Annotated in this window: 35 protein-coding genes; all 35 read left to right on the top strand. The window is 61.5% G+C overall.

All coding sequences use genetic code 11. The annotated features are described in order from the left end of the window. The first annotated feature begins 194 nt into the window (after nucleotides 1-194). On the top strand, nucleotides 195-1,289 hold the full coding sequence (locus OC446_RS03290; RefSeq protein WP_262027617.1) for a YdaU family protein: 1,095 nt from the start codon (nucleotides 195-197) through the stop codon (nucleotides 1,287-1,289). Nucleotides 1,290-1,391: 102 nt separating this feature from the next. Beyond that, nucleotides 1,392-1,691 carry a hypothetical protein gene (locus OC446_RS03285; protein WP_262027616.1) on the top strand — a complete coding sequence of 100 codons (300 nt, stop codon included), beginning with the start codon at nucleotides 1,392-1,394 and terminating at the stop codon, nucleotides 1,689-1,691. A gap of 632 nt (nucleotides 1,692-2,323) precedes the next feature. Beyond that, nucleotides 2,324-2,536, top strand: coding sequence for a hypothetical protein (locus tag OC446_RS03280; RefSeq protein WP_262027615.1), 213 nt, complete (start codon nucleotides 2,324-2,326; stop codon nucleotides 2,534-2,536). A 175-nt stretch (nucleotides 2,537-2,711) separates the two neighbouring features. Beyond that, entirely contained in the window at nucleotides 2,712-2,912 is a 201-nt protein-coding gene (locus tag OC446_RS03275) for a helix-turn-helix domain-containing protein (RefSeq protein ID WP_262027614.1), read from the top strand. Nucleotides 2,913-3,097: 185 nt separating this feature from the next. Continuing rightward, nucleotides 3,098-3,313: a hypothetical protein gene (locus tag OC446_RS03270; protein WP_262027613.1), complete on the top strand. Its 216-nt coding sequence runs from the start codon at nucleotides 3,098-3,100 to the stop codon at nucleotides 3,311-3,313. Beyond that, entirely contained in the window at nucleotides 3,310-3,510 is a 201-nt protein-coding gene (locus OC446_RS03265; RefSeq protein WP_262027612.1) for a hypothetical protein, read from the top strand. Before OC446_RS03270 ends, OC446_RS03265 begins: the two co-directional genes overlap by 4 nt. Next, nucleotides 3,503-4,069, top strand: a complete 567-nt coding sequence (locus OC446_RS03260) for a phage tail protein (RefSeq protein WP_262027611.1) — start codon at nucleotides 3,503-3,505, stop codon at nucleotides 4,067-4,069. The genes OC446_RS03265 and OC446_RS03260 overlap by 8 nt, the downstream gene beginning before the upstream one ends. A 4-nt stretch (nucleotides 4,070-4,073) precedes the next feature. Beyond that, nucleotides 4,074-4,307 carry a hypothetical protein gene (locus OC446_RS03255; protein ID WP_262027610.1) on the top strand — a complete coding sequence of 78 codons (234 nt, stop codon included), beginning with the start codon at nucleotides 4,074-4,076 and terminating at the stop codon, nucleotides 4,305-4,307. Beyond that, nucleotides 4,304-4,570 carry a hypothetical protein gene (locus tag OC446_RS03250; protein ID WP_262027609.1) on the top strand — a complete coding sequence of 89 codons (267 nt, stop codon included), beginning with the start codon at nucleotides 4,304-4,306 and terminating at the stop codon, nucleotides 4,568-4,570. Before OC446_RS03255 ends, OC446_RS03250 begins: the two co-directional genes overlap by 4 nt. 5 nt (nucleotides 4,571-4,575) lie before the next feature. Beyond that, nucleotides 4,576-5,163 (top strand): DUF1643 domain-containing protein, encoded by a 588-nt coding sequence (locus OC446_RS03245; protein WP_262027608.1) that lies wholly within the window; start codon nucleotides 4,576-4,578, stop codon nucleotides 5,161-5,163. A 10-nt stretch (nucleotides 5,164-5,173) separates the two neighbouring features. Continuing rightward, nucleotides 5,174-5,758 carry a hypothetical protein gene (locus tag OC446_RS03240; protein ID WP_262027607.1) on the top strand — a complete coding sequence of 195 codons (585 nt, stop codon included), beginning with the start codon at nucleotides 5,174-5,176 and terminating at the stop codon, nucleotides 5,756-5,758. A gap of 4 nt (nucleotides 5,759-5,762) precedes the next feature. Further along, nucleotides 5,763-6,158 (top strand): hypothetical protein, encoded by a 396-nt coding sequence (locus OC446_RS03235; protein ID WP_262027606.1) that lies wholly within the window; start codon nucleotides 5,763-5,765, stop codon nucleotides 6,156-6,158. A gap of 5 nt (nucleotides 6,159-6,163) precedes the next feature. Then, nucleotides 6,164-6,751: a hypothetical protein gene (locus OC446_RS03230; RefSeq protein ID WP_262027605.1), complete on the top strand. Its 588-nt coding sequence runs from the start codon at nucleotides 6,164-6,166 to the stop codon at nucleotides 6,749-6,751. A gap of 16 nt (nucleotides 6,752-6,767) precedes the next feature. Further along, nucleotides 6,768-7,028 (top strand): hypothetical protein, encoded by a 261-nt coding sequence (locus OC446_RS03225; RefSeq protein ID WP_262027604.1) that lies wholly within the window; start codon nucleotides 6,768-6,770, stop codon nucleotides 7,026-7,028. Further along, a complete protein-coding gene (locus tag OC446_RS03220; RefSeq protein ID WP_262027603.1) occupies nucleotides 7,025-7,609 on the top strand; it encodes a YfbR-like 5'-deoxynucleotidase in 585 nt (194 codons plus the stop codon). The genes OC446_RS03225 and OC446_RS03220 overlap by 4 nt, the downstream gene beginning before the upstream one ends. Further along, the gene (locus OC446_RS03215; RefSeq protein ID WP_262027602.1) at nucleotides 7,606-7,962 is read left to right on the top strand and encodes a hypothetical protein; all 357 of its coding nucleotides are present in this window, start codon (nucleotides 7,606-7,608) and stop codon (nucleotides 7,960-7,962) included. Before OC446_RS03220 ends, OC446_RS03215 begins: the two co-directional genes overlap by 4 nt. Next, nucleotides 7,959-8,777, top strand: coding sequence for a hypothetical protein (locus OC446_RS03210; protein ID WP_262027601.1), 819 nt, complete (start codon nucleotides 7,959-7,961; stop codon nucleotides 8,775-8,777). The genes OC446_RS03215 and OC446_RS03210 overlap by 4 nt, the downstream gene beginning before the upstream one ends. Then, a complete protein-coding gene (locus tag OC446_RS03205; RefSeq protein ID WP_262027600.1) occupies nucleotides 8,774-8,992 on the top strand; it encodes a hypothetical protein in 219 nt (72 codons plus the stop codon). Before OC446_RS03210 ends, OC446_RS03205 begins: the two co-directional genes overlap by 4 nt. Further along, the gene (locus OC446_RS03200) at nucleotides 8,989-9,210 is read left to right on the top strand and encodes a hypothetical protein (protein ID WP_262027599.1); all 222 of its coding nucleotides are present in this window, start codon (nucleotides 8,989-8,991) and stop codon (nucleotides 9,208-9,210) included. Before OC446_RS03205 ends, OC446_RS03200 begins: the two co-directional genes overlap by 4 nt. After that, nucleotides 9,207-9,458: a hypothetical protein gene (locus OC446_RS03195; protein ID WP_262027598.1), complete on the top strand. Its 252-nt coding sequence runs from the start codon at nucleotides 9,207-9,209 to the stop codon at nucleotides 9,456-9,458. The genes OC446_RS03200 and OC446_RS03195 overlap by 4 nt, the downstream gene beginning before the upstream one ends. Next, a complete protein-coding gene (locus tag OC446_RS03190) occupies nucleotides 9,455-10,156 on the top strand; it encodes a hypothetical protein (RefSeq protein ID WP_262027597.1) in 702 nt (233 codons plus the stop codon). Before OC446_RS03195 ends, OC446_RS03190 begins: the two co-directional genes overlap by 4 nt. Next, nucleotides 10,153-10,482: a hypothetical protein gene (locus OC446_RS03185; RefSeq protein WP_262027596.1), complete on the top strand. Its 330-nt coding sequence runs from the start codon at nucleotides 10,153-10,155 to the stop codon at nucleotides 10,480-10,482. Before OC446_RS03190 ends, OC446_RS03185 begins: the two co-directional genes overlap by 4 nt. Beyond that, nucleotides 10,479-10,643 carry a hypothetical protein gene (locus OC446_RS03180; protein ID WP_262027595.1) on the top strand — a complete coding sequence of 55 codons (165 nt, stop codon included), beginning with the start codon at nucleotides 10,479-10,481 and terminating at the stop codon, nucleotides 10,641-10,643. The genes OC446_RS03185 and OC446_RS03180 overlap by 4 nt, the downstream gene beginning before the upstream one ends. Continuing rightward, nucleotides 10,640-11,005, top strand: a complete 366-nt coding sequence (locus tag OC446_RS03175; protein ID WP_262027594.1) for a DUF2493 domain-containing protein — start codon at nucleotides 10,640-10,642, stop codon at nucleotides 11,003-11,005. Before OC446_RS03180 ends, OC446_RS03175 begins: the two co-directional genes overlap by 4 nt. A 198-nt stretch (nucleotides 11,006-11,203) precedes the next feature. Continuing rightward, the gene (locus OC446_RS03170) at nucleotides 11,204-11,983 is read left to right on the top strand and encodes a hypothetical protein (protein WP_262027593.1); all 780 of its coding nucleotides are present in this window, start codon (nucleotides 11,204-11,206) and stop codon (nucleotides 11,981-11,983) included. 189 nt (nucleotides 11,984-12,172) lie between these two features. Beyond that, nucleotides 12,173-12,691: a hypothetical protein gene (locus OC446_RS03165; protein WP_262027592.1), complete on the top strand. Its 519-nt coding sequence runs from the start codon at nucleotides 12,173-12,175 to the stop codon at nucleotides 12,689-12,691. 88 nt (nucleotides 12,692-12,779) lie between these two features. Further along, nucleotides 12,780-13,253, top strand: coding sequence for a hypothetical protein (locus tag OC446_RS03160; RefSeq protein WP_262027591.1), 474 nt, complete (start codon nucleotides 12,780-12,782; stop codon nucleotides 13,251-13,253). Further along, nucleotides 13,250-13,699, top strand: coding sequence for a WYL domain-containing protein (locus tag OC446_RS03155; protein ID WP_262027590.1), 450 nt, complete (start codon nucleotides 13,250-13,252; stop codon nucleotides 13,697-13,699). The genes OC446_RS03160 and OC446_RS03155 overlap by 4 nt, the downstream gene beginning before the upstream one ends. Next, nucleotides 13,696-13,980, top strand: a complete 285-nt coding sequence (locus tag OC446_RS03150) for a hypothetical protein (RefSeq protein ID WP_262027589.1) — start codon at nucleotides 13,696-13,698, stop codon at nucleotides 13,978-13,980. The genes OC446_RS03155 and OC446_RS03150 overlap by 4 nt, the downstream gene beginning before the upstream one ends. Continuing rightward, the gene (locus tag OC446_RS03145) at nucleotides 13,977-14,534 is read left to right on the top strand and encodes a hypothetical protein (RefSeq protein ID WP_262027588.1); all 558 of its coding nucleotides are present in this window, start codon (nucleotides 13,977-13,979) and stop codon (nucleotides 14,532-14,534) included. The genes OC446_RS03150 and OC446_RS03145 overlap by 4 nt, the downstream gene beginning before the upstream one ends. 53 nt (nucleotides 14,535-14,587) lie before the next feature. Next, nucleotides 14,588-14,755 carry a hypothetical protein gene (locus tag OC446_RS03140; protein ID WP_262027587.1) on the top strand — a complete coding sequence of 56 codons (168 nt, stop codon included), beginning with the start codon at nucleotides 14,588-14,590 and terminating at the stop codon, nucleotides 14,753-14,755. 5 nt (nucleotides 14,756-14,760) lie between these two features. Continuing rightward, complete coding sequence (locus OC446_RS03135; RefSeq protein ID WP_262027586.1) at nucleotides 14,761-15,147, top strand: hypothetical protein; 387 nt, start codon at nucleotides 14,761-14,763, stop codon at nucleotides 15,145-15,147. Nucleotides 15,148-15,163: 16 nt separating this feature from the next. Continuing rightward, nucleotides 15,164-15,394 (top strand): hypothetical protein, encoded by a 231-nt coding sequence (locus tag OC446_RS03130; protein ID WP_262027585.1) that lies wholly within the window; start codon nucleotides 15,164-15,166, stop codon nucleotides 15,392-15,394. Then, nucleotides 15,391-15,576, top strand: a complete 186-nt coding sequence (locus OC446_RS03125; RefSeq protein ID WP_262027584.1) for a hypothetical protein — start codon at nucleotides 15,391-15,393, stop codon at nucleotides 15,574-15,576. The genes OC446_RS03130 and OC446_RS03125 overlap by 4 nt, the downstream gene beginning before the upstream one ends. 349 nt (nucleotides 15,577-15,925) lie before the next feature. Then, nucleotides 15,926-17,818: a phage terminase large subunit family protein gene (locus OC446_RS03120; protein WP_262027583.1), complete on the top strand. Its 1,893-nt coding sequence runs from the start codon at nucleotides 15,926-15,928 to the stop codon at nucleotides 17,816-17,818. The last annotated feature ends 2 nt before the right edge of the window (nucleotides 17,819-17,820 follow it).

Raw genomic sequence — 17,820 nt, 5'->3', positions numbered from 1 at the left:
TTTTAGTTTGCGGATCTGCCTTACAGACGCCGGGATAACGTCCGGCTTGGCCGTTCGGTTCGAAATTCGGGAATTCGAATCGGAGATTCAGGCTTGAAGATTCGAAATCATGAGCGCAGAAATGGAAAAGGCCGGAGCGACTGGCATCGCTTCCGGCCTATGACGTCCCTTTGTGCTGAAAGGAGGCGCCTTCCATGGCGTCGAATATTCCCGTTTCTCCTCCCAAAATCAAGCCTCGCGGTGAAGCCGCTTGGTATCCTCGCCGGCCTCGAGCCTTCTTTAACGGTTGCCTCGGAATGAGCTTCGAGGAACGAGCCGCTTATTCGACGCTCCTCGATCTGATCTATGAACACGGCGGTCCGATCTATTACGATCTCGGACATATCGCCTCGCACATGGGGACCGGCTTCCCGACGCGGAAGGCAGCGGCATTGATCCGACGGCTCGAGGAACTCGGCAAAATCTACCGAACAGACGACGGCCTCGTCGGCAATCGGGAGGCAGATCAGGCGCTCCAAGAGGCGGCCGAAAAACGGGCTAAGGCGGCCTCCGATGGAGCCAAGGGAGGCCGTCCGTCCGGACCTAAGTCGGAGCTAAGTCGAGAAGAAGTCGAGAAGAAGTCCCCGAAAACAGACGGAGAAGATTCCGACATTGTCTCGACTTCCTCCGAAGATAGCGGGGCCGAGATCAATAATCTCAGTGACTTACAGAAAGGGTTCCCTTTCGTGGCCGAAAACCCAAAGAGAGAAGAAGAGAATAGAAAAGAATCTAAGAAAGAACGACAGGATCGAATCTCAGAAGAATGGTTCCCGAGGTTCTGGCAGAGTTGCGCCAAGCGTCCGGGCGACAGCAGAAAGAACGCCGAGAAGGCTTTCCGGAAAGCGATCGGAGACGGTCACGATCCGGCGACGATCGTCGAGGGCGCGGTCCGATATAAGCGCCGGAAGGGGCATGAGCCGGAGTTCATTAAGGGCGCCGCGGCATGGCTCAACGGCGAGTATTGGATGGGCGAGTTTCCCGAAGGTCTCCCGAAGGCGATCGCTTCGGACGGTTCGCCTCAGATCTTCCAAGGGCCGAATCCGGCCGAGATCCTACAGAAGACGCCGGCGGATTGGGAGAAGATCCAGAAGGTCGCGCGGGGCTTGCTGGTCTGGGATTGTGCGAAGTATGGGCCTCCTCCGTGGGAGAAGGGATGCTTGATTCCTGAAGGCTCGCGGACCTTGGAGCGGCCGCCGGGAGGAATGAGAGTCATCAATCGAATTTCGGAAATTGACGACGGACAAATTTAGCGGCACGAATCGGACTACAGCGGCGTTTCCCTTCCGGTGCATCCATCGGGACGGGTCTCCGGTCTAGCGTTCCGTCCCGGACTTCGATCGAGGGTTTTCATCATGGCAGACGAAAAGACGACGAATCAGGAGAACGAGACGAAGGCGACGGACGCCGGCGTTCCGGAATCCGAGAAGCTCTTCAAGCCGCTTCAGACGACGGAAGGCACTCCGACGGAGGATCGCGCCGGCCGTCCTGTCATCGTCAACCTTCCGTATGGTTCGGAGCCTGTCTCGACTGGTGACGACAAAGGCGAGACGGTCACGACGACGGGCGGCAACGCCGAGGGCGTCGAGATCCAGGGAACGGACGAGACGCAGCGTCCGAAGACGGCGAAGAAGTCTTCCTCGTCGAGCAAGTAATTTTCCGCTCCTCGCCGGAGCCGGAAGAAGGGGGGCCGTCATCCCTGATCCGAGAGGATCTAAAGGCGGCGAAATAAACGGAGGGGGCCGATCCCCCATGACAGGCGCGGCCGCGGCGCCGAAAACTCCGGAGCCTCTCGGCAAGTGGTCGAGATCAAAGGCGAAGGAGACAGCGGCGAAATCTCCCGGTCCGGTGGTCGTGTCCCGGATCGCAGATCGAGCGGCCGGTCTCCTCATGGGGCCGGCCGTTTCGCTTAGGGCAGGAGGACAGACCTCCTCAAAGCGAAAGGCGCGACGATGGAAGCTCCGAAGCATCTCCCGACGATCCAGACCGAAGCGAACAAGAGCCGCGAGCCGGCCGATTCCTTCCTCCGGCGGACGACGTCCCTCTCCTCTCCGAATATCCGAAATTCGTCTCCGGTCATCCGGCCGACGTTCGGCTCTATGGCGGAAACCCTCGTAAAAGCGAACAATTTCAAGGCTTAGAGCCTCCCTCCTGACGCTTCGTTTCGATCGTTGAAGCGTCAGGTTTGAAACTCCGAATAGAAATTTGAAATTTCGGAGTTGACGGTCGGACATTTTGTCCGCTAGTGTCAGGTCATCGCAGACACGACAGCAGCGAGACACGACAGATGAACAAGATCGCCGAACTTGCCTCCCTCATGGGCGTTTCTGAAGCCGACGTTCGCGGCTTCGTCGCCGGCCTCTCCGTCTGGATCGAGAAGGGCTTCACCTTCGAAGAGGCGATCGAGAAGAACCTCGCGGTTATGACGGGTCTCGCGAACAACGCGGTCGAGATCTCGAAGCGGAAAGAGATCGCCGTCGAGGCTTTCTTCCCTGCCTAACGGGAGCCTCTCGGCTCCCTCCCTCTCCCTCCGAATTTCGGATTGCCTCCCATGACTCCGCTTCCCGTAAAGATCCTGACCGTCCTCGCCGGCGCCGTTTGCTCGGCTCTCGTCGGCTGGCAAGTCGCCATCGCCGCTCTCTTCCTCGCTCGTCCGCTCGTTTGAGGCTCGCACCATGACAGGCGATCAATTCCGCGAAGCGATCGAGGCTCTCGGCCTCTCGCCTTCCGAGGCGGCGAAGTTCCTCGGCGTGAACTCCCGGACGCTCCGCCGGTGGCAGACCGGACAGGAGATCCCAAAGTCCGTCGTCCTCCTCCTCCGGACGATGCTCCGGCTCAACCTTTCCGTCTCGGAGATCGAATCCTATGCCGCGTGACAACAAACTAGGGCCGGCTCCCGGCATCATCGGCCGCCGGTGCGAGAAGACGGCCGCGATCCTCCGGATCCGATCGTCGCTCGAGGCGAAGGGATATCGGATCTTTGACGTCTCTCCGGACGGCGTCGAAGCGAGAAGGGGACTAGGGCGCCCGATTTGGGTTCCTCGGGTCGGGAGCGGCTCCGATGCGTGAACGCTCCCTTCTCGAGAACCTCCGGAACGACGTCGCGACAGTCGAGAGCGTCCTCCGGAAGATCAACCTCTTCGCGGAAACGGGTCTTCTCCTCGAGGATCCGGCCGAGAAGGATCGTTCCCTCCGCGCTATCGGCGAGGCCGTCCGCGGGTTAGTTTCCCGGAACGTCGAACCGGAAACTTCGAAATTCGAAGGCGTCGAATCATGATCCCGAATGTCTCCGATCTCTATCTCGTCCTCTCCGGCGGCTTCCTGGCTCTCGCGGTCGGATGGGTTCTCGCCGCGGCCTTCATCTCCGGAGAGATGCTTCGAGGCCGCCGGAATGGCTATCAGCCGCAGAAGGGCGGCTTCCGTCCGGCTCCGCCTCGCTCCGGTTCTGCCGTTCGGAGGATCCGTCATGGCTGAAGGCTTTTCTCTCGGCGGAGGCGTCGTCGTCACGGTCGACGCTCGCGATCTGATCGACGAGGCTCGCGTCTTCCAGCAACTCGGCGACGGCGACCTCGTCAATATGGCGCTCTCGAGGGCGCTTAATTGGACGATGGACCGGACTTATACTCAGGTCGCGCGGGGTCTCGCGAAACAAACCGGCCTCGCCTATAGCGCGGTCCCGAAGTCCCTCGAGAAGCGTTACGCCTCGGCCGGCAATCTCGAAGCTCAGATCGTCGGGACGGGAAAGTTTCACAGCCTCGCCGACTTCGGTCCGACGCAGCGGAAGAAGGGCGTCTCCGCGAAGCCTTGGAACGTCCGCCGGACCTTTCCCGGAACGTTCATGGGGCCGAACGGACAGGTCTATAAGCGCCTCGGCCGCTCTCGCCTCCCGATCGAAAAGCTCTGGGGTCCGTCGATCCCTCGCGAGATGACGCGCGGCAATGTCGCGTCCACCTTCCAGGCCGTTGTGCGAGAGCGCCTCCCGGCTCGCGTCGAGCATGAGGTCGGATTCATTCTTCGGAAATTGGGAGGCTAAGGCGATGCACAGAAGCAAGCTCGGACTAATCGGCATGATGGGGATCGGCGCGATGATGGCGGCCGCGGCTATGGCGCCGGGGATCGATATCGGCTCGGCTCCGGCGGGATCTGGCAAGCGATCGCAGCGCGGGAAACGCCTCCCTGTCGAGGAGACGCCTCGTCTCAGCCGTGGCGAGCGCGAGGGCCGGAAGTCCGCTCGCCTCAAGGCGAAGAGCCGAGGCGCCGGCCGCCTATGATCCTCCTCGGAGATATCGCCGGCGCGATCGTCCGCCGGCTCGCAGATCAGAGAGGCGAAGCGATGCAATACGAGATCACGGTTCCAGGCTTCGAGCCCGTCCTCCGCGAAGCTCCGACGGCGAAGGCGGCGAAATACTCCGCCTTTAAGGCACTCCGGGCGGCCGGATATCGCGTCTCCTATCCCGAATTCATGAAGACGGCGAAGGCCGCTCATTACTTCCAGACTCCGCCTAGCAAGAGGAAGGCGCCGGCGAGCGCCTAAGCACCATGACAGACACGACACATGATCCCGGCGGGAAGGTTCGCCTCTCGCTCCCTTGCGGCGTCTCCGGCGCCGGCGGCTTCAGCGATTGCGGCCGGTATCGTCAAACACTGATCCGCGAGATCGGGCAGATCGGCGACGCTCGCGGTCCCTTCGTCCTCTTCGTCGGGATGAATCCTTCGACGGCGGACGCGACGGTCGACGATCCGACAGTCCGGCGGGAATGGGGCTTCGCGCGGCGCCTCGGCTTCTCCCGGTACGTCAAAGCTAACGTGATGGACTATCGCGCGACGGATCCGAAGGATCTCCTCGCTCCGGGCGTCGAGCCTCGATCGGCTGAAAACCTGCCGGAGATCGTCCGGCTCGCGAAGATGGCCGGCCTCGTCGTGATGGCGTTCGGCGCTCTCCCGAAGCCGCTCCGGCATTACGCGAACGAGACGGTCTCCGCGCTCCGCGAGGCCGGCGTCGCGCTCCATTGCCTCGGCTACACGGCCGACGGCTCCCCTCGGCATCCTCTCTATTTGCGCTCGGACGCTCCGCTCCTCCCGTTCCCGCGGGAAGGCGACAGTCCGGCGCGGTGGCTCTTCCTCTAAGGCGGCGATCATGACGACAGACACAGAACAGCCGGAATACGTCCTGAAGGCCGGCGCCTATTTCCTCTCGCGCAACCTGAAAACCTGGAGCGTCGGGATCTCCAACGCCGGCCGGATGACGCGGGAGCAAGCGGAGGCGATCCGCGAGACCTTCATCTCTCATACGGACGTCGATCTTCATCATGAGTCCGAGTTCCTCCCGAAGAAAGAGGAGCGGCCGGCCTATGTCATCCGGCACGGCGGCTACTTCTACCGGCGGAACGCTCAAGGATATTGCTCGAACATTATCGAGGCCGGCCGGTGGACGAAGGCGGAGGCCGAGAAGCATCGGAACGACGATCCGCTTCATACGGTGACGATCCATCACGAAAGCGAGTTCGCGGTCGAGCAGGGCGAAGCGATTCCGCTCCTTCAGCCGCGGACCGTCCCGGACGCCTCCCCGCTCGCGGCTTGGATAATCGGTCCGATGGTCGTCGAGGACAGAGGAGAGGGCTTCGCCTTTCGCCTCGCCGGCGCTCCGGAGTGTCCGACGCTCTTCGATATCAACCGGGACGAGGCGAAGGCGCTCCTCCGCTTCCTCGAACGCAGGATCTAGGCAGATGGCAAAGATTATCCCGAACGGCGCCGACACATATCAGGAGCGGGTCCTCCTCTGGCTCCTGGCTTGCTTCGGCGAGGAGATCGCGAACGACAAGATCGAGCGTAATCATCGCTTCTTCGAGGAGGCGACGGAGGCGGTCCAGGCGGCCGGCATGACGCGGAGCGAGTGTCATCAGCTAGTCGATTACGTCTTCGATCGGCCGGTCGGCGAGCTTTTCCAGGAAGTCGGAGGCGTGATGAACACTCTCGCCGCTCTCTGTCTCGCTCACGGAATCCAGATGAACGCGGCCGCGGAGACGGAACTCGCTCGCGTTTGGACGAAGGTCGAGAAGATCCGCGCGAAACAAGCGGCGAAGCCGAAATTCGGTCCGCTTCCCGGTCCCTCTCAGGAGTAAGGGCGATGGCAGACACGACACGCCTAACCGGATCCGCGCTCGCGGATCATCTCGAAACGCTCCGGGCGAAGGCGTCTCCCGGACCGTGGGAGACGGACACGATCGACGGCGACGGCTTCAAATCGTCCGCGATCTATGCCGGCAACTATTCGACGGCGCCGGTCATCCTCGACACGCTCAACAGCGACGCGGCAGAACTCGAGGAGGACTTCGACGAGATCGAAGGGACCGGCGCCGTCTTCGATCGCGCCGGGATGAATAACGTCGGCTTCGTCGCCGCGATCGAGAATAACTTCGAGGCGATCCTCTCCGCTCTCCGGGCGATGGATGAACTCCGGGCCGAGATCGCGAAGATCGGCGAGAAGCTCGTCCCTCGGCGGCCGGATCCCGATCCTCTGGAGATCTTCGAGCGCGTCCTCGCGATCGCGGACAAGCTCCCGGCTCGTCTCCCGGACGATACCCCTCTTTACGACGTCTTCCCTCGGAAATGGCCGATCCTCGGCGACCTCCGCGACCTCGTTCGATCGGTCCAGGACGAGCGCCTCCGCGCTCACATCAAATCCCAGATCGCGAAAATCCCTTCCCGCTCCTGACACGAAAGGCGCAATCATGCCGGCACGAAAGCAAGCCTATTCCCCTAATCCGGAGGAGATCGAGATCCTCCGCTCCCTCGCTAATCCCTCGAAGATCTCCGGGGCCGACAAGCTCCCGAAGTCGCCGACACGCGATCGCCTCGTCCGTCATGGGCTGATCGAGAGCGAGAAGCTCCCTCCCATGTCCGGCGCGATCGGCGGAGGCGCTCAGAAGGCTTGGAAGCTCACAGCCTACGGCCGACAGATCCTCGCGCAACATGGAAAGGCCGCAGCATGAACCGGACACGATTCGAGGACCGGCCGGCGAGCGCGACAGTCCGGAAAATCGTCGGGCCGACGATCATCCTTCACAGCGGAGCATATTTCGACCTCCTCGATCCGGAGAACTCCGCCTTCACGATCGAGGATATCGCTCACGGCTTGTCCAATACATGCCGTTTCGCGGGGCAATGCTCGCACTTCTACAGCGTCGCTCAACATTCGGTTTATGCCTCTCAGATCGTCCCGGAGGAACACGCCTTCGCCGCTCTCATGCACGACGCAGCGGAGGCGTTTATCGGCGACGTAACGAAGCCGCTTAAGGATCTCCTCCCGGAGTATCGGGAGATAGAGGAGCGGGTCGAGGCCGCGATCTTCAAACGGTTCGGCATCGTGGCGCCGCTCGATCCTTCCGTTAAGGAGGCGGATCTCGTCCTCCTGGCTACGGAGCAGCGTCAGCTTTTGAACAATCGCGACACATGGGGAACGGTGGAAGGCCGGAAGGCGCTCGATCGGAAGCTTCCCTATTGGGACAGCGATTACGCGAAGGCTCGATTCCTCTTCCGCTTCGAGGAACTCGGCGGGAGGGCCGCAGCATGACGAAGATTTACAAGAGCGACGCGCTTCGCTCCGTTCACCTTATGGCGGAAGGTCTCCATAAGGCCGGCACTCTCAGCGACGAGAAGATGAAGGAATTCGACGAGCAATGTCTCGCGAAGATCCGTCCGGCCGTCTCCTATGCGGCGGTTCAGATCAACGCCGGCCGCTCCGGACCTTGGATCATCCCGAACACGGTTCGACGCACTCGCCGGGAAGTCCGGAGCCTCGTCGGCGATCAATACGCCTTCCAGGGGCAGACGACGGCCGAGGGATGGGCGTTCGCGCGGAAGTCCGGGATCCGGATCGTCCCGGTCATCATCGAAGCGATCATCGTCGAGGAGCCGAGATCATGAGCGATAAACCGATCCTCTTCTCCGCTCCCATGATCCGCGCTCTCCTCGAGGGCAGGAAGACGCAGACGCGGCGGATCCTGAAGATCCGCTCGATCGAGGGAAAGCTCGTCCCGGTCTATCCGCCGGAGGAACTCGTCTCGCTCGAGGACGGCGACGATATCGCTCGCGGCGAGGTCCATTATCTGTCGACGGGCGCTCTCTCCGGTCCGTATCGGATCCCCTTCGCCGTCGGCGATCGCCTATGGGTTCGGGAGGCGTGGCGGGTCGGAAACGGACATGAGGAGACGTCGCCGCGCGATCTCCCTCCTCGTTCGATGACGGTCCTATTCGGCGCCGGCGGCTCGATCGCTAATCAGGACTTCCGCGGCGATTGGCGGCCGGACGATTGGCCGGCTCCTGACGCCGTTCCGGATTGGGCCGGGAGGCTCCGTCCCGGAATCCATATGCCGCGATGGGCCTCGCGCCTTACTCTGATCGTGACGGAGGTTCGCGTCGAGCGGCTTCAGGATATCTCGAACGACGACGCGATCGCGGAGGGAATCCAGAAAATTGGCTCCTATGCCGATTGCGACAGCGATCCTCGGATCGATCCGCTCGCCTCTGCCTATGCGCAGGACGTTTTCGGCGTCGATAAGTCCGAGATCCGGACCGAAGATGATCTCTACGAGGCCGCGATCGCGCCGAGGCTCGCCTTCGCGAAGCTCTGGCGCTCCATCAACGGCGCCGACAGTTGGAAGGGGGATCCGTGGGTCGTGGTGGTCGGCTTTGAAGTCGTGAAGGCGAATATCGACACAATCGAGAGGGCGCCGGCATGAACGACAACGTCCTAACCTTCCCGAACGCGAGGAAGTCGCCGGAGCCGGTCCGCCTCCTCGTCACGATCGCCGGCGAGACAGTCCTCGAGACCGTCGAGAACTCCGATAACGTCCTCCTTGGCTTCGACGACGATCAACTCGACAGAGTCGCGCGAGCCGTCATGAAGGCCGGTCTCCTCCTGACGAAGCTCCGAGAGATGGCGGGGCGATCATGAGCCGGCGGAAGACGCTTATCGATCGGATGCTCGAGAAGATGGGCCTCGAGGTCGATCCCGACGCTCTGACAGGGAAGGAACTCCTCGAAGGGCTGAAGGTCGGCGCCGACGCCGGCCTCTCCGTCTCCGTCCAGGCGCGGGAGGCGAAGAAGATCGTCGATTATGTCGAGAGCCTCGAAGCGGATCTCGATCGGGCTAAGAATTCGAGGACGGCATGAGCAAAGAAGCAGAAGAGCAAAACGCGGCGTTCATGAGGGCGCTCGCCGACGGGATCGACGAGGCAATGAACGGGACAGAGGGTCCGAAGCGCCTCGGCTTCGCGCTCCTCGTCTATCCGTTCGGGAAGCCGGATAAGACGCAAATCAACTATGTCGGCAACGGCAAGCGCGGCGAGGTTCTCGTCGCTCTGAAGGAACTCGTCGCGAGATGGGAAGGCCGGCTTCAGGAAACGGACACGAAGCAATGACAGACACGACAGCAATAGAGCGCGGGAAGAACGTCCGCGAGCGGATCCGGGCTGAATTCGAAAAAGACGATCGTTGGGAGATGACGATTTATCCGACGGACCTCGCCTCCCTCCTCGCCTATATCGAGAGCCTCGAGGCGCGGCAGATCCCGGAGAGCCTCGTCGCTCTGGCGCAAGAGGCAACGTCCGGGCCTTTGGAGGTTTCGGAGAGCGCCTCTTCCTTCGGCGTCTATACGCGAGCGTTCAGGAACGGGAAGCGGCGCCTCGTCGCGACCTTCGCCAAGCCTCACGATGACGCCTTCCCGAACGCTCGCCTCGTCGCCGCGACGTTCAATCTCTTTTCGGGTCCGGTCGGCCGTCCGGAGGAGGCGCCGAAGTCTCCGTTCGTCGAGGCCGTCCTCCGGGATAGCGCGATCGCGAAGCTCGTCGAGATATGCGACGCGGTGACATTGGATATCGGCCGCACATCGGCGGCAGAGGCGCGGGAGTTCCGACAGGCCGTCGACGCCGTTCGGAAGGAGATCAAAGGGAAGGCGCCGGAGCCTGTCCAGGCCGAGGAGACGCCGGAGCGGAAGGCGATCCTCCTTCTCGCCGCGGCCGTCCGACAGATCATCACGAACTATCCTGGAGCGAAGGCGAAGACGCTCCCGATCGTCGAGGAGGTCGAGGCAATCCTCGACGGGAAGGGCAAGCCATGAGCGCAGACGCGAAGAAGATCGCCGAACATATCCGGAGCCGGATCGCGAAGAGCGGCCTCGCCTCCCCTTCGATCAACATCACGCGCGACGGATGGGCGTTGATCCTGTCCCTCCTCGACGGCGTCCAGGCGCTCACAGATAACGAAGCCGGCCTATTGCGGGAGATCATCCCTCATCCTGAAGCCGTCGTTCGCCCGGAATTCCTCGAGGTCGCTCGATTTCTCGTCGGACGCGGCCTCCTCGTCGAAGGCGAGTCGAATGGATGGGGAACGCGGTTCGAGGTTACAGACGCCGGACGGAAGGCGCTCGAGGAGCGCGGCTCATGAGGCGCCTTCCTCCGATCCTCGCCTTCGGCGCCGGTGTCGTCTTCGCCGGCAAGTTCGAGGACGCATATAACGCCGGCGTCGGCTCTTGGCCTTCCGTCTGGGTCGTCGCGGCCGTCTTGGCGCTCTTCATCGCGCTTGATCTCGCGGAGAGGCAGGAATGAAGGCGATCGTTTGCGGCGGCCGCCGGTATCGGGATAGGGCGCGGCTCTATCAAGTCTTAGACGCAGCGGTCGAGCGCCTCGGCCTCTCCTTCATCATTCAAGGCGTGTCGGACGGCGCCGATCTCCTCGCCTTCGATTGGGCGCAGGAGCGCGGGATCCGATGCGGCTCCTTCCCGGCAGATTGGGAGACGCACGGCCGGAAGGCCGGACCGATCAGAAACCAAGAGATGATCGACGAAGGGAAGCCAGACGCGGTCATCGCCTTTCCCGGTGGCAAGGGCACGAAGGATATGATCGAGCGCGGCAGGGCCGCGGGGATTCGGGTGATCCTCATAGATCAGGAGAGCAGGGACAATGATTGAATCGGAGTGGTGTCAAATGAAACCTACCGGGAGGATCCGGTTCGTCGGGGGAGGGTCGGATAGAAATGTGCCGATCCTTGAGGTCGAATTCGAAATGCATCCCGAAAGCCCGCAATCTCAGGCGTGGCTGGATTGGTGGCCAGCGAGCATGGTCGACCTAACCCGTCCCGAACTCCAATGGCTGACGGAGCCGCGCTAATGCCTCGTCTCGTCCCGATCTATGTTCCGGAGCCGACAGTCGCCGAAAAGCGGTGTTGCGCTTGCGGCATCACGAAGCCGGCGGTCGCCTTTTGGCCGAAGAAGGATAGGCTCGACGGGCTTTATTCATCCTGTCGTGAGTGCGCGGCCGTTGCTAGAGCGGGAAAGCATACACACCGCAAGAAGAGGCCGACGACAGAGGAGAAGAGGGCCGAACGCGAGCGCGCGGCGCGACGCGCTGGCAAGCGGTATAGACCTCGCGACGCCTATTTCATGTGGGTGAAGGAGTGCGCGAAGCAGGCTAGGGAGGAGCGTAGGCAGCTAATGGAGAGGGCGAAAGCTAAGGAGCGAGAGGCAAAGCCGTGGCTCGAGCCGGGAATTAGCCATAGCGAGTCAAGACGGCGGCGATATCAGAACGATCCGGCCTTCAATCTTAGGGAGAGAGTACGAAACCAATTCCGAAAGAAGCGACGATCTCGGAACATTCAATACACACTTCGGAAGATCATAACGACTGACAGGAAGAGCCCGACTCTCGAGACATTCCTCGGGTACTCAGCGTCGCGACTGAAGCAGCACATCGAGCGGCAGTTCGAGCCGGGAATGAATTGGGAGCGGTTCGTCGCGGGAGAGATCCATATCGACCATATCGTTCCTGTCTCGGCTTTTGATCTCGAAGACGAAGACGATATTCGCGCAGCGTGGGCGCTGACCAACCTCCGTCCGATGTGGGCGGGAGCGAACATGAGGAAGGGCGCTCGAAGGGAGACGCTCCTATGAGGCAGGGTCATGCGGCGTTGCGCGATTGCAATAGTGATGCAGCCGCGCCACACCCCCCCCTATAAGGATCGGTATGGAGGGGGCCGCCATGCGGGGGCGCTGCCTCCCGAAATCTCGCTCAATTTTTGAAGTTCCAAGGGCCGTTACGTTAGAAAAAGGCGAGCAAAATCAACGGTTCTCGGAAAAGCGTTGAAATTCGGCCGTTTTCAGGGAGCGAAAGCCTTCGAAATTCGGTTCTCAAAAATGGAATTTAGGACGATAGTTTGCACCATGACACGACACGATATCAGCATCCCGGCTCCGCGACGGAATCCAGCGTATGAGGCGAAACTCCTCCGGCTCCTCCGCGGCATTTATGAGAATTTCGGGCCTTGGGTTTCTCTCGTCGACGGCGACCTCCGGGTCGAATGGCCGAAAGACCTACGCTCCTGGACCATGCCGGAGGCGCGGCTCGATCATCACTATCGGACCGCTCTCCGGGACCGCGGATATATCGACGAGTGGAACGAGGGCGGGACGACGTTCGGCGCTCGGACGGCGAACTACCGGATCACGGTCGACGGGCTGATCGCGATCGGAGCCTATCCGATGGAATTGATAGGGCAGACACATGACAACCAAGCCGAAGAAAACAGCGGCGAAGAGCGGAAAGAAGCCAAGCAGAAAACGGGCTTCGTCAAAGCCGAAGACCTCTATCCCTCTTTCTAAGACGACGCCGACGCGCGGCCGATCGCTCGACGAGGAGCGGGTTATCGTCTCGACGAACGAGCTTTGCGAGCTTCTGGATTGCGATCCAATGTCCCTGACGCGCTACGTCGAGAAGGGGATCGCGATCAGGATCGGCCGCGGCCGGTTCGACTTCCGACAGACGATCCGGAACGTCTCGCGGCATCTCCGGGAGCAAGCGGCCGGCCGGCAGGGCGGGAACGGGATCGACGCCGTAACGGAGAAGGCTCTCCTTACACGGTCACAACGCGAACTCGCCGATCTGAAGCGGAGGCAACTCGAAGGAACGTTGATCCCGGTCGAGAACCTCCGTCGGGCATGGGGCCGGATCGTCCGAGGCGTGAAGCAAAACGTCCTCGCTATTCCAGGACAGGCACGATTCGAGCTTCCGCATTTGACGCCGTTCGACGCGGAAGTCCTCGAGCGCCTTTGCCGCGATGCTCTGGAGAACGCGAGGGCGACAGACACTCCGCCGGCCGTCGGGTCCGCGGATCAGGACGAAGACACGATCGACGAAGACACGACAGAGGAAGAAGCAGCATGATTCAGCTTACCAAGACAGGCCGCGGGTTCGTTATTGGCGAGTTCTCGGACCTCTATAATCAGCCGGCCTCGATCCAGGAGAGCAGCCTCGCCGACGAGGATTGTATATGGCTCGGGTCCGAGGCCGGCCGGATGCACCTAACGCGAGGGATGGTCTCGGAGCTTCTCCCGCTCCTGGCTCACTTCGTCGAGAACGGCGATCTCCGGCTCCCGGAGACCGAACCGGCGCCGGTCCCGGAGATCGGCCGCGCGGTCTGGATTGATTACACGAACTATCGAAAGGAGCGCGGGATCCGGACGATCGTCCCTCTCCGGCTCGAATACCGGGAGAGCGAATATCACAAGGCGGACGGCGAGCAATGGATCCTCGTCGGATGGGATCCCGCGAAAGAGGCGGAGCGCGACTTCGCGATGAAAGACGTCCATTCCTGGGAGCCGACGGCATGACAAAGCTTCACAAAACGCCGGAGGAATGGGCGAAGGTGAACTCCGCGGACGTCGCCCTCGGGAGCCAAGCACAGGCGCGGAACGTTCTCGAGATGGCGCTTCAGGATATCCAGACGCTCGCCGGCTCGATCGAGTATCTCGAGCGGATCAAGGCGCTCCGGGATGGCTACAAAGGCGGGAACGACGAGAGAGCCGAGGGCCGGAAAGCCGGATATAAGGTTTGCGGCGATCTGGCAGAGACCGGCCTCCGCGCTCTGGCACAACGGGAGGCCGGCCGATGAACCTCCGAGACGATCAGAGAGTCGAGATCGCTCTCCCGGCGAGGCTGATCTTCGGCGTCGCGGTCTGTAATTGCTTCGGGCCGGATCCGGAGGCGCCGGATCAGGAGGAGGCGAAGCGGGAGGTCGCGGAGAGGACGGAGCGGCTCGTCCGGCTCCTTCAGAGGGCGAACGTCGAGCCGTTCGAGGATCTTCACGATAAGGGGCGCCGGAAGGTGGCGGCGCGGATCGATCGGGTCGCGGAGGCCGTCGCGGCGGACTTCGATCAACAGCCGGCGGTCTCGATCGCGCTCTCCCTCTTCTACTTCCTTCAAGATCTCCTCGATCGGGGCGTCCTGGAGCTTAACGAGGGATCCTCCTTCGCGGAGGCGATGACGGAGATCTTTATCCCGGCGATGGAAGGCGGCCTTCGGGCGGCCGCGACGCTCCCAGATGACGAGGAGCGGATCGATCGCGCGGCTCAGAGACGGGCCGCGAAGCTCCTCAAGCGGCTTCAGGGCATGGGATATTATCGCTACGCGGCGCCGGTGGCGGCCGCCGCCGTACACTTTCGGTAGGCGCCTGCAAAGGATCGTTTGATGGCGTCTTTTAAGGCCAAAAGAGGTATAACATGACAGATTTGGCGGAGCGAATAGAGGCAGAATACATGGCTTGGTTCCAGCGCCTTCAATCCCTCACGGACCATGAGCTTGATCCCGATAAATGGGTCAGTCGCTGGTATGACAATTACAACCCGGCCGCTGCCCTTGAGGCAGGGCCAGAAGAAGACGAGGAGTAATAGCGATGGCAAACCACTGCATTGATTGTGACTACTGCGGCGAGGACATGAGGGGCACGACCATGCGCATGTGCAAGAGCCATGAGGAGGCAAAGGATTGCTACCTCTACCAGAGGGCTTTTGTAGAGGCGGAACGAGCGGCGCTGACGGAACCTTCAACAACATTCGCTTTTGATGCGGCGACAGGCAAGCCGGTTGCGCCTACCAGGATTATATCTACCGGCAGCCCTCCGCACGCCCCTGCCAGGATCGAAGACGTGCATCGTCGCTCGTCTCAGTATGCGGCAGCGCTTGGCGAACTGAAACAAAAGATCCGCACGCCGTTCGTATCCACCCTCTCGCATGAAGAAGCGTTGGAGCGGCTGCGCCAGATCAACCTACTGAGCTACTGAAGGCCAGGACATGAGCATGTTGGATGCCTACCGAGACCGCATCAGAGAACTTGAAGCCGAGAATAGGCGATTGACGAAAGAGCGGGACGAGTTCCGAAGTCTCTACGCCCACCTTTCAGTCTACAACACGACGTTGACCCAAGCCCTCAAGTGGTATGCTGGCGACGGTTCCACCTATGATGGGATCGATATCGGGCAGCGAGCCCGCTCCGCTCTCCATCAGCCCAACAAGGAGGAGAGCCGATGAAGCGCGTAATCTGGCTCAAAACGGAGCGTGGCTACGTGAAGTCCTGTCTGAACGATGACGGACCTGCGGGATTGATCTGGGCGAGGCGCTACAAGGCGGAAGATCCCGACAAGCACCCATACCTGATACTCGGCTACCGATTGCGCAGCCGCTCCACCCTCACCCACACCAAGGGAAAATAATCGGAACCTTGTCAGAAGGCCGCTTATGCGAAAACGGAGGAATGAATGCTCAAGAAACCTGATGACTGGCCCCGCCTTGTGTGGCGCTCCGATTGGCTCATCTGGTTCCGGCCCCGTCGCGCCAAAGCCATGCGCCGCCTAGCGATGCGGTGGAGACGGCAGGACAATGTTGAATGGGTCTGTACCTGACTTCTTGTCAGAATTGCCCTTATGCGCGGGGGCGTTAACCAAAGAAAAGCCGCTCCGAGGGGTCGAGTCTCGGAGCGGCTTAGGACAAGGAGGAAACGCCTAGATCTGACGCCAATCAGAACCGGACGATCAATCGATAACACGATCGGACGGACTGACAATGAGTTTCGAATTTCGGCGAGCGGACTTCACGAAGGCGGAGAACGCGCTCGTCCTCTCCCTCTTCGACGAGCTTAAGCCTCCGAAGAAGGTCACGCTTTCGCAATGGGCGGAGGAGAACTTCGTCCTCCCGGAAGGGTCCAGCGCGAAGCCGGGAAAGTTTCGCCTCTGGCCTTATCAATATGAGATGCTCGACGTCATGGGCGATCCGACGATCGAGCGCGTCTCGATTATCAAGTCGGCTCGTATCGGATTCACGAAGGGTCTAATCTCCGCGATCGCGGCGACGGCGGCCGTCGATCCATGCTCGATCATCCTCCTCGTTCCGACAGATGACGACGCTCGCGGTTATGCCGTCGACGAGATCGATCCCTCCTTCGAGGCGTCGCCGGCGCTCCGCGGTCTGATCCGGTCCGGCCGGCTCGACGGCAGGAACACGCTAACGCGGCGGAGCTTCCTCGGAGGCGGATCCCTGAAGATCCTCTCGGCTCGATCGCCTCGCAACCTCCGCCGGCACGACGCGAAGAAGCTCTTCGTCGACGAGGCCGACGGTATGGAGCTAACCGCGGAAGGCGATCCGATCCTCCTCGCCGAGAAGCGAACGCTCGCCCATCCGGACCGGAAGATCGTCGTCGGCAGCACTCCCACGTTGGAAGGCGTCTCCGTCGTCGACAAGCTTTATTCGGAGAGCGATCAACGGGTCTTCGAGGTTCCCTGTCCGAGTTGCGGGACGTTCACGGAAATTCTTTGGCCTATGATCCGATGGCCGGACGGCGATCCGGAGAAGGCCGCCTTCCTCTGTCCCCATTGCGAGGAGTTGATCGACGAGCGCCATAAGCCGGCGATGGTCTATAAGGGCCGATGGCGGAAGACGCGGCCGGAGGTCAAGGGGCACGCCGGATTCCGGATCAACACTCTCGTTTCTCTCCTGGCTAATGCCTCATGGGCGAAGCTCGCGGCCGAGTTCCTGAAGGCGAAGAAGTCCGGGCCGGCGGATCTCCAGGTCTTCGCGAATACGATCGAGGGCCGCGTCTGGAAGACGTCGCTTAACTCGATCGACGCCTCCGGCCTCGCCTCCCGCGTCGAATCTTTCGGCGTCACGACGGATCCGGACACTAAGCGTTCCCGGATACCGGCGGAGGTCGTCCTTATCACTTGCGGCGCGGACGTCCAGGACGACAGAATCGAGGCGACGCTCTTCGGATGGACGGTCGACGGCCGGCGCTTTGTCCTGGCTCATTTCATCATCGACGGAAACACGCTCGATGACGGCACTTGGCAGGAATTCGACGCCTTCCTTAAGACGACTTGGACTCATCCGAACGGATGGAAGATCGGGATCGACGGGACGGCGATCGACTCCGGCGGCCGCGAAGGGCGGACGCAGAAGGTTTACGACTTCTGTCAACCGCGGCTCTATCGCCGAATTTACGCGATCAAAGGCGACGCCGGTCCCAAGCCGGTATGGCGGAAGGCTCAGAAAGTGAAGGGCGGGAGCCGTCTCTTCATAATCGGCGTGGATCAAGTTAAGACCGATATTATCGAGAGTTTGGCGCTCGATCCAATTTCCGAGGATGGGAAACAAAATTCCAATGCGATCCGCCTCTCCGAAGATCTCCCGGATGATTGGTTCGATCAGGTCACAGGCGAGAAGCGAGCGATCCGTTACGTCCGGAATCGCGCGATCATTGAGTTTCAGCCTCGGAAACGCGGACAGCGCGTCGAAGCTCTCGATTGCGCCGTCTATGCCGTGGCGGTTCGACAGGCGCCGGCGCTCCGATCGATCGACCTCGAGGAGCGGTCGCGGAGGGTTCCGGAGCCTGTCTCGGGAGAGGCGAAGCCGGCGCCTCAGAAGCGTTCCGAAGATTGGGCGGCCGCGTTCAATGGTCAATGAGC

The organism is Microvirga sp. Mcv34, from assembly GCF_024519725.1.
Lineage (GTDB): Bacteria > Pseudomonadota > Alphaproteobacteria > Rhizobiales > Beijerinckiaceae > Microvirga.
The sequence above is the reverse complement of the archived record's forward strand: the minus strand, read 5'-3'. Positions and strand labels throughout refer to the sequence as shown.

Excerpts from the sequence above, each read along its gene's own strand:
- OC446_RS03195 (WP_262027598.1), top strand. The coding sequence starts at position 9,207 with ATGAGCAAAGAAGCAGAAGAGCAAAACGCGGCGTTCATGAGGGCGCTC.
- OC446_RS03155 (WP_262027590.1), top strand. The coding sequence starts at position 13,250 with ATGATTCAGCTTACCAAGACAGGCCGCGGGTTCGTTATTGGCGAGTTC.
- OC446_RS03245 (WP_262027608.1), top strand. The coding sequence starts at position 4,576 with ATGACAGACACGACACATGATCCCGGCGGGAAGGTTCGCCTCTCGCTC.
- OC446_RS03145 (WP_262027588.1), top strand. The coding sequence starts at position 13,977 with ATGAACCTCCGAGACGATCAGAGAGTCGAGATCGCTCTCCCGGCGAGG.
- OC446_RS03255 (WP_262027610.1), top strand. The coding sequence starts at position 4,074 with ATGCACAGAAGCAAGCTCGGACTAATCGGCATGATGGGGATCGGCGCG.
- OC446_RS03215 (WP_262027602.1), top strand. The coding sequence starts at position 7,606 with ATGACGAAGATTTACAAGAGCGACGCGCTTCGCTCCGTTCACCTTATG.
- OC446_RS03225 (WP_262027604.1), top strand. The coding sequence starts at position 6,768 with ATGCCGGCACGAAAGCAAGCCTATTCCCCTAATCCGGAGGAGATCGAG.
- OC446_RS03275 (WP_262027614.1), top strand. The coding sequence starts at position 2,712 with ATGACAGGCGATCAATTCCGCGAAGCGATCGAGGCTCTCGGCCTCTCG.
- OC446_RS03290 (WP_262027617.1), top strand. The coding sequence starts at position 195 with ATGGCGTCGAATATTCCCGTTTCTCCTCCCAAAATCAAGCCTCGCGGT.
- OC446_RS03125 (WP_262027584.1), top strand. The coding sequence starts at position 15,391 with ATGAAGCGCGTAATCTGGCTCAAAACGGAGCGTGGCTACGTGAAGTCC.
- OC446_RS03190 (WP_262027597.1), top strand. The coding sequence starts at position 9,455 with ATGACAGACACGACAGCAATAGAGCGCGGGAAGAACGTCCGCGAGCGG.
- OC446_RS03285 (WP_262027616.1), top strand. The coding sequence starts at position 1,392 with ATGGCAGACGAAAAGACGACGAATCAGGAGAACGAGACGAAGGCGACG.
- OC446_RS03240 (WP_262027607.1), top strand. The coding sequence starts at position 5,174 with ATGACGACAGACACAGAACAGCCGGAATACGTCCTGAAGGCCGGCGCC.
- OC446_RS03210 (WP_262027601.1), top strand. The coding sequence starts at position 7,959 with ATGAGCGATAAACCGATCCTCTTCTCCGCTCCCATGATCCGCGCTCTC.
- OC446_RS03265 (WP_262027612.1), top strand. The coding sequence starts at position 3,310 with ATGATCCCGAATGTCTCCGATCTCTATCTCGTCCTCTCCGGCGGCTTC.
- OC446_RS03220 (WP_262027603.1), top strand. The coding sequence starts at position 7,025 with ATGAACCGGACACGATTCGAGGACCGGCCGGCGAGCGCGACAGTCCGG.
- OC446_RS03150 (WP_262027589.1), top strand. The coding sequence starts at position 13,696 with ATGACAAAGCTTCACAAAACGCCGGAGGAATGGGCGAAGGTGAACTCC.
- OC446_RS03170 (WP_262027593.1), top strand. The coding sequence starts at position 11,204 with ATGCCTCGTCTCGTCCCGATCTATGTTCCGGAGCCGACAGTCGCCGAA.
- OC446_RS03250 (WP_262027609.1), top strand. The coding sequence starts at position 4,304 with ATGATCCTCCTCGGAGATATCGCCGGCGCGATCGTCCGCCGGCTCGCA.
- OC446_RS03280 (WP_262027615.1), top strand. The coding sequence starts at position 2,324 with ATGAACAAGATCGCCGAACTTGCCTCCCTCATGGGCGTTTCTGAAGCC.
- OC446_RS03120 (WP_262027583.1), top strand. The coding sequence starts at position 15,926 with ATGAGTTTCGAATTTCGGCGAGCGGACTTCACGAAGGCGGAGAACGCG.
- OC446_RS03270 (WP_262027613.1), top strand. The coding sequence starts at position 3,098 with ATGCGTGAACGCTCCCTTCTCGAGAACCTCCGGAACGACGTCGCGACA.
- OC446_RS03235 (WP_262027606.1), top strand. The coding sequence starts at position 5,763 with ATGGCAAAGATTATCCCGAACGGCGCCGACACATATCAGGAGCGGGTC.
- OC446_RS03180 (WP_262027595.1), top strand. The coding sequence starts at position 10,479 with ATGAGGCGCCTTCCTCCGATCCTCGCCTTCGGCGCCGGTGTCGTCTTC.
- OC446_RS03160 (WP_262027591.1), top strand. The coding sequence starts at position 12,780 with ATGTCCCTGACGCGCTACGTCGAGAAGGGGATCGCGATCAGGATCGGC.
- OC446_RS03140 (WP_262027587.1), top strand. The coding sequence starts at position 14,588 with ATGACAGATTTGGCGGAGCGAATAGAGGCAGAATACATGGCTTGGTTC.
- OC446_RS03230 (WP_262027605.1), top strand. The coding sequence starts at position 6,164 with ATGGCAGACACGACACGCCTAACCGGATCCGCGCTCGCGGATCATCTC.
- OC446_RS03135 (WP_262027586.1), top strand. The coding sequence starts at position 14,761 with ATGGCAAACCACTGCATTGATTGTGACTACTGCGGCGAGGACATGAGG.
- OC446_RS03200 (WP_262027599.1), top strand. The coding sequence starts at position 8,989 with ATGAGCCGGCGGAAGACGCTTATCGATCGGATGCTCGAGAAGATGGGC.
- OC446_RS03185 (WP_262027596.1), top strand. The coding sequence starts at position 10,153 with ATGAGCGCAGACGCGAAGAAGATCGCCGAACATATCCGGAGCCGGATC.
- OC446_RS03205 (WP_262027600.1), top strand. The coding sequence starts at position 8,774 with ATGAACGACAACGTCCTAACCTTCCCGAACGCGAGGAAGTCGCCGGAG.
- OC446_RS03130 (WP_262027585.1), top strand. The coding sequence starts at position 15,164 with ATGTTGGATGCCTACCGAGACCGCATCAGAGAACTTGAAGCCGAGAAT.
- OC446_RS03260 (WP_262027611.1), top strand. The coding sequence starts at position 3,503 with ATGGCTGAAGGCTTTTCTCTCGGCGGAGGCGTCGTCGTCACGGTCGAC.
- OC446_RS03175 (WP_262027594.1), top strand. The coding sequence starts at position 10,640 with ATGAAGGCGATCGTTTGCGGCGGCCGCCGGTATCGGGATAGGGCGCGG.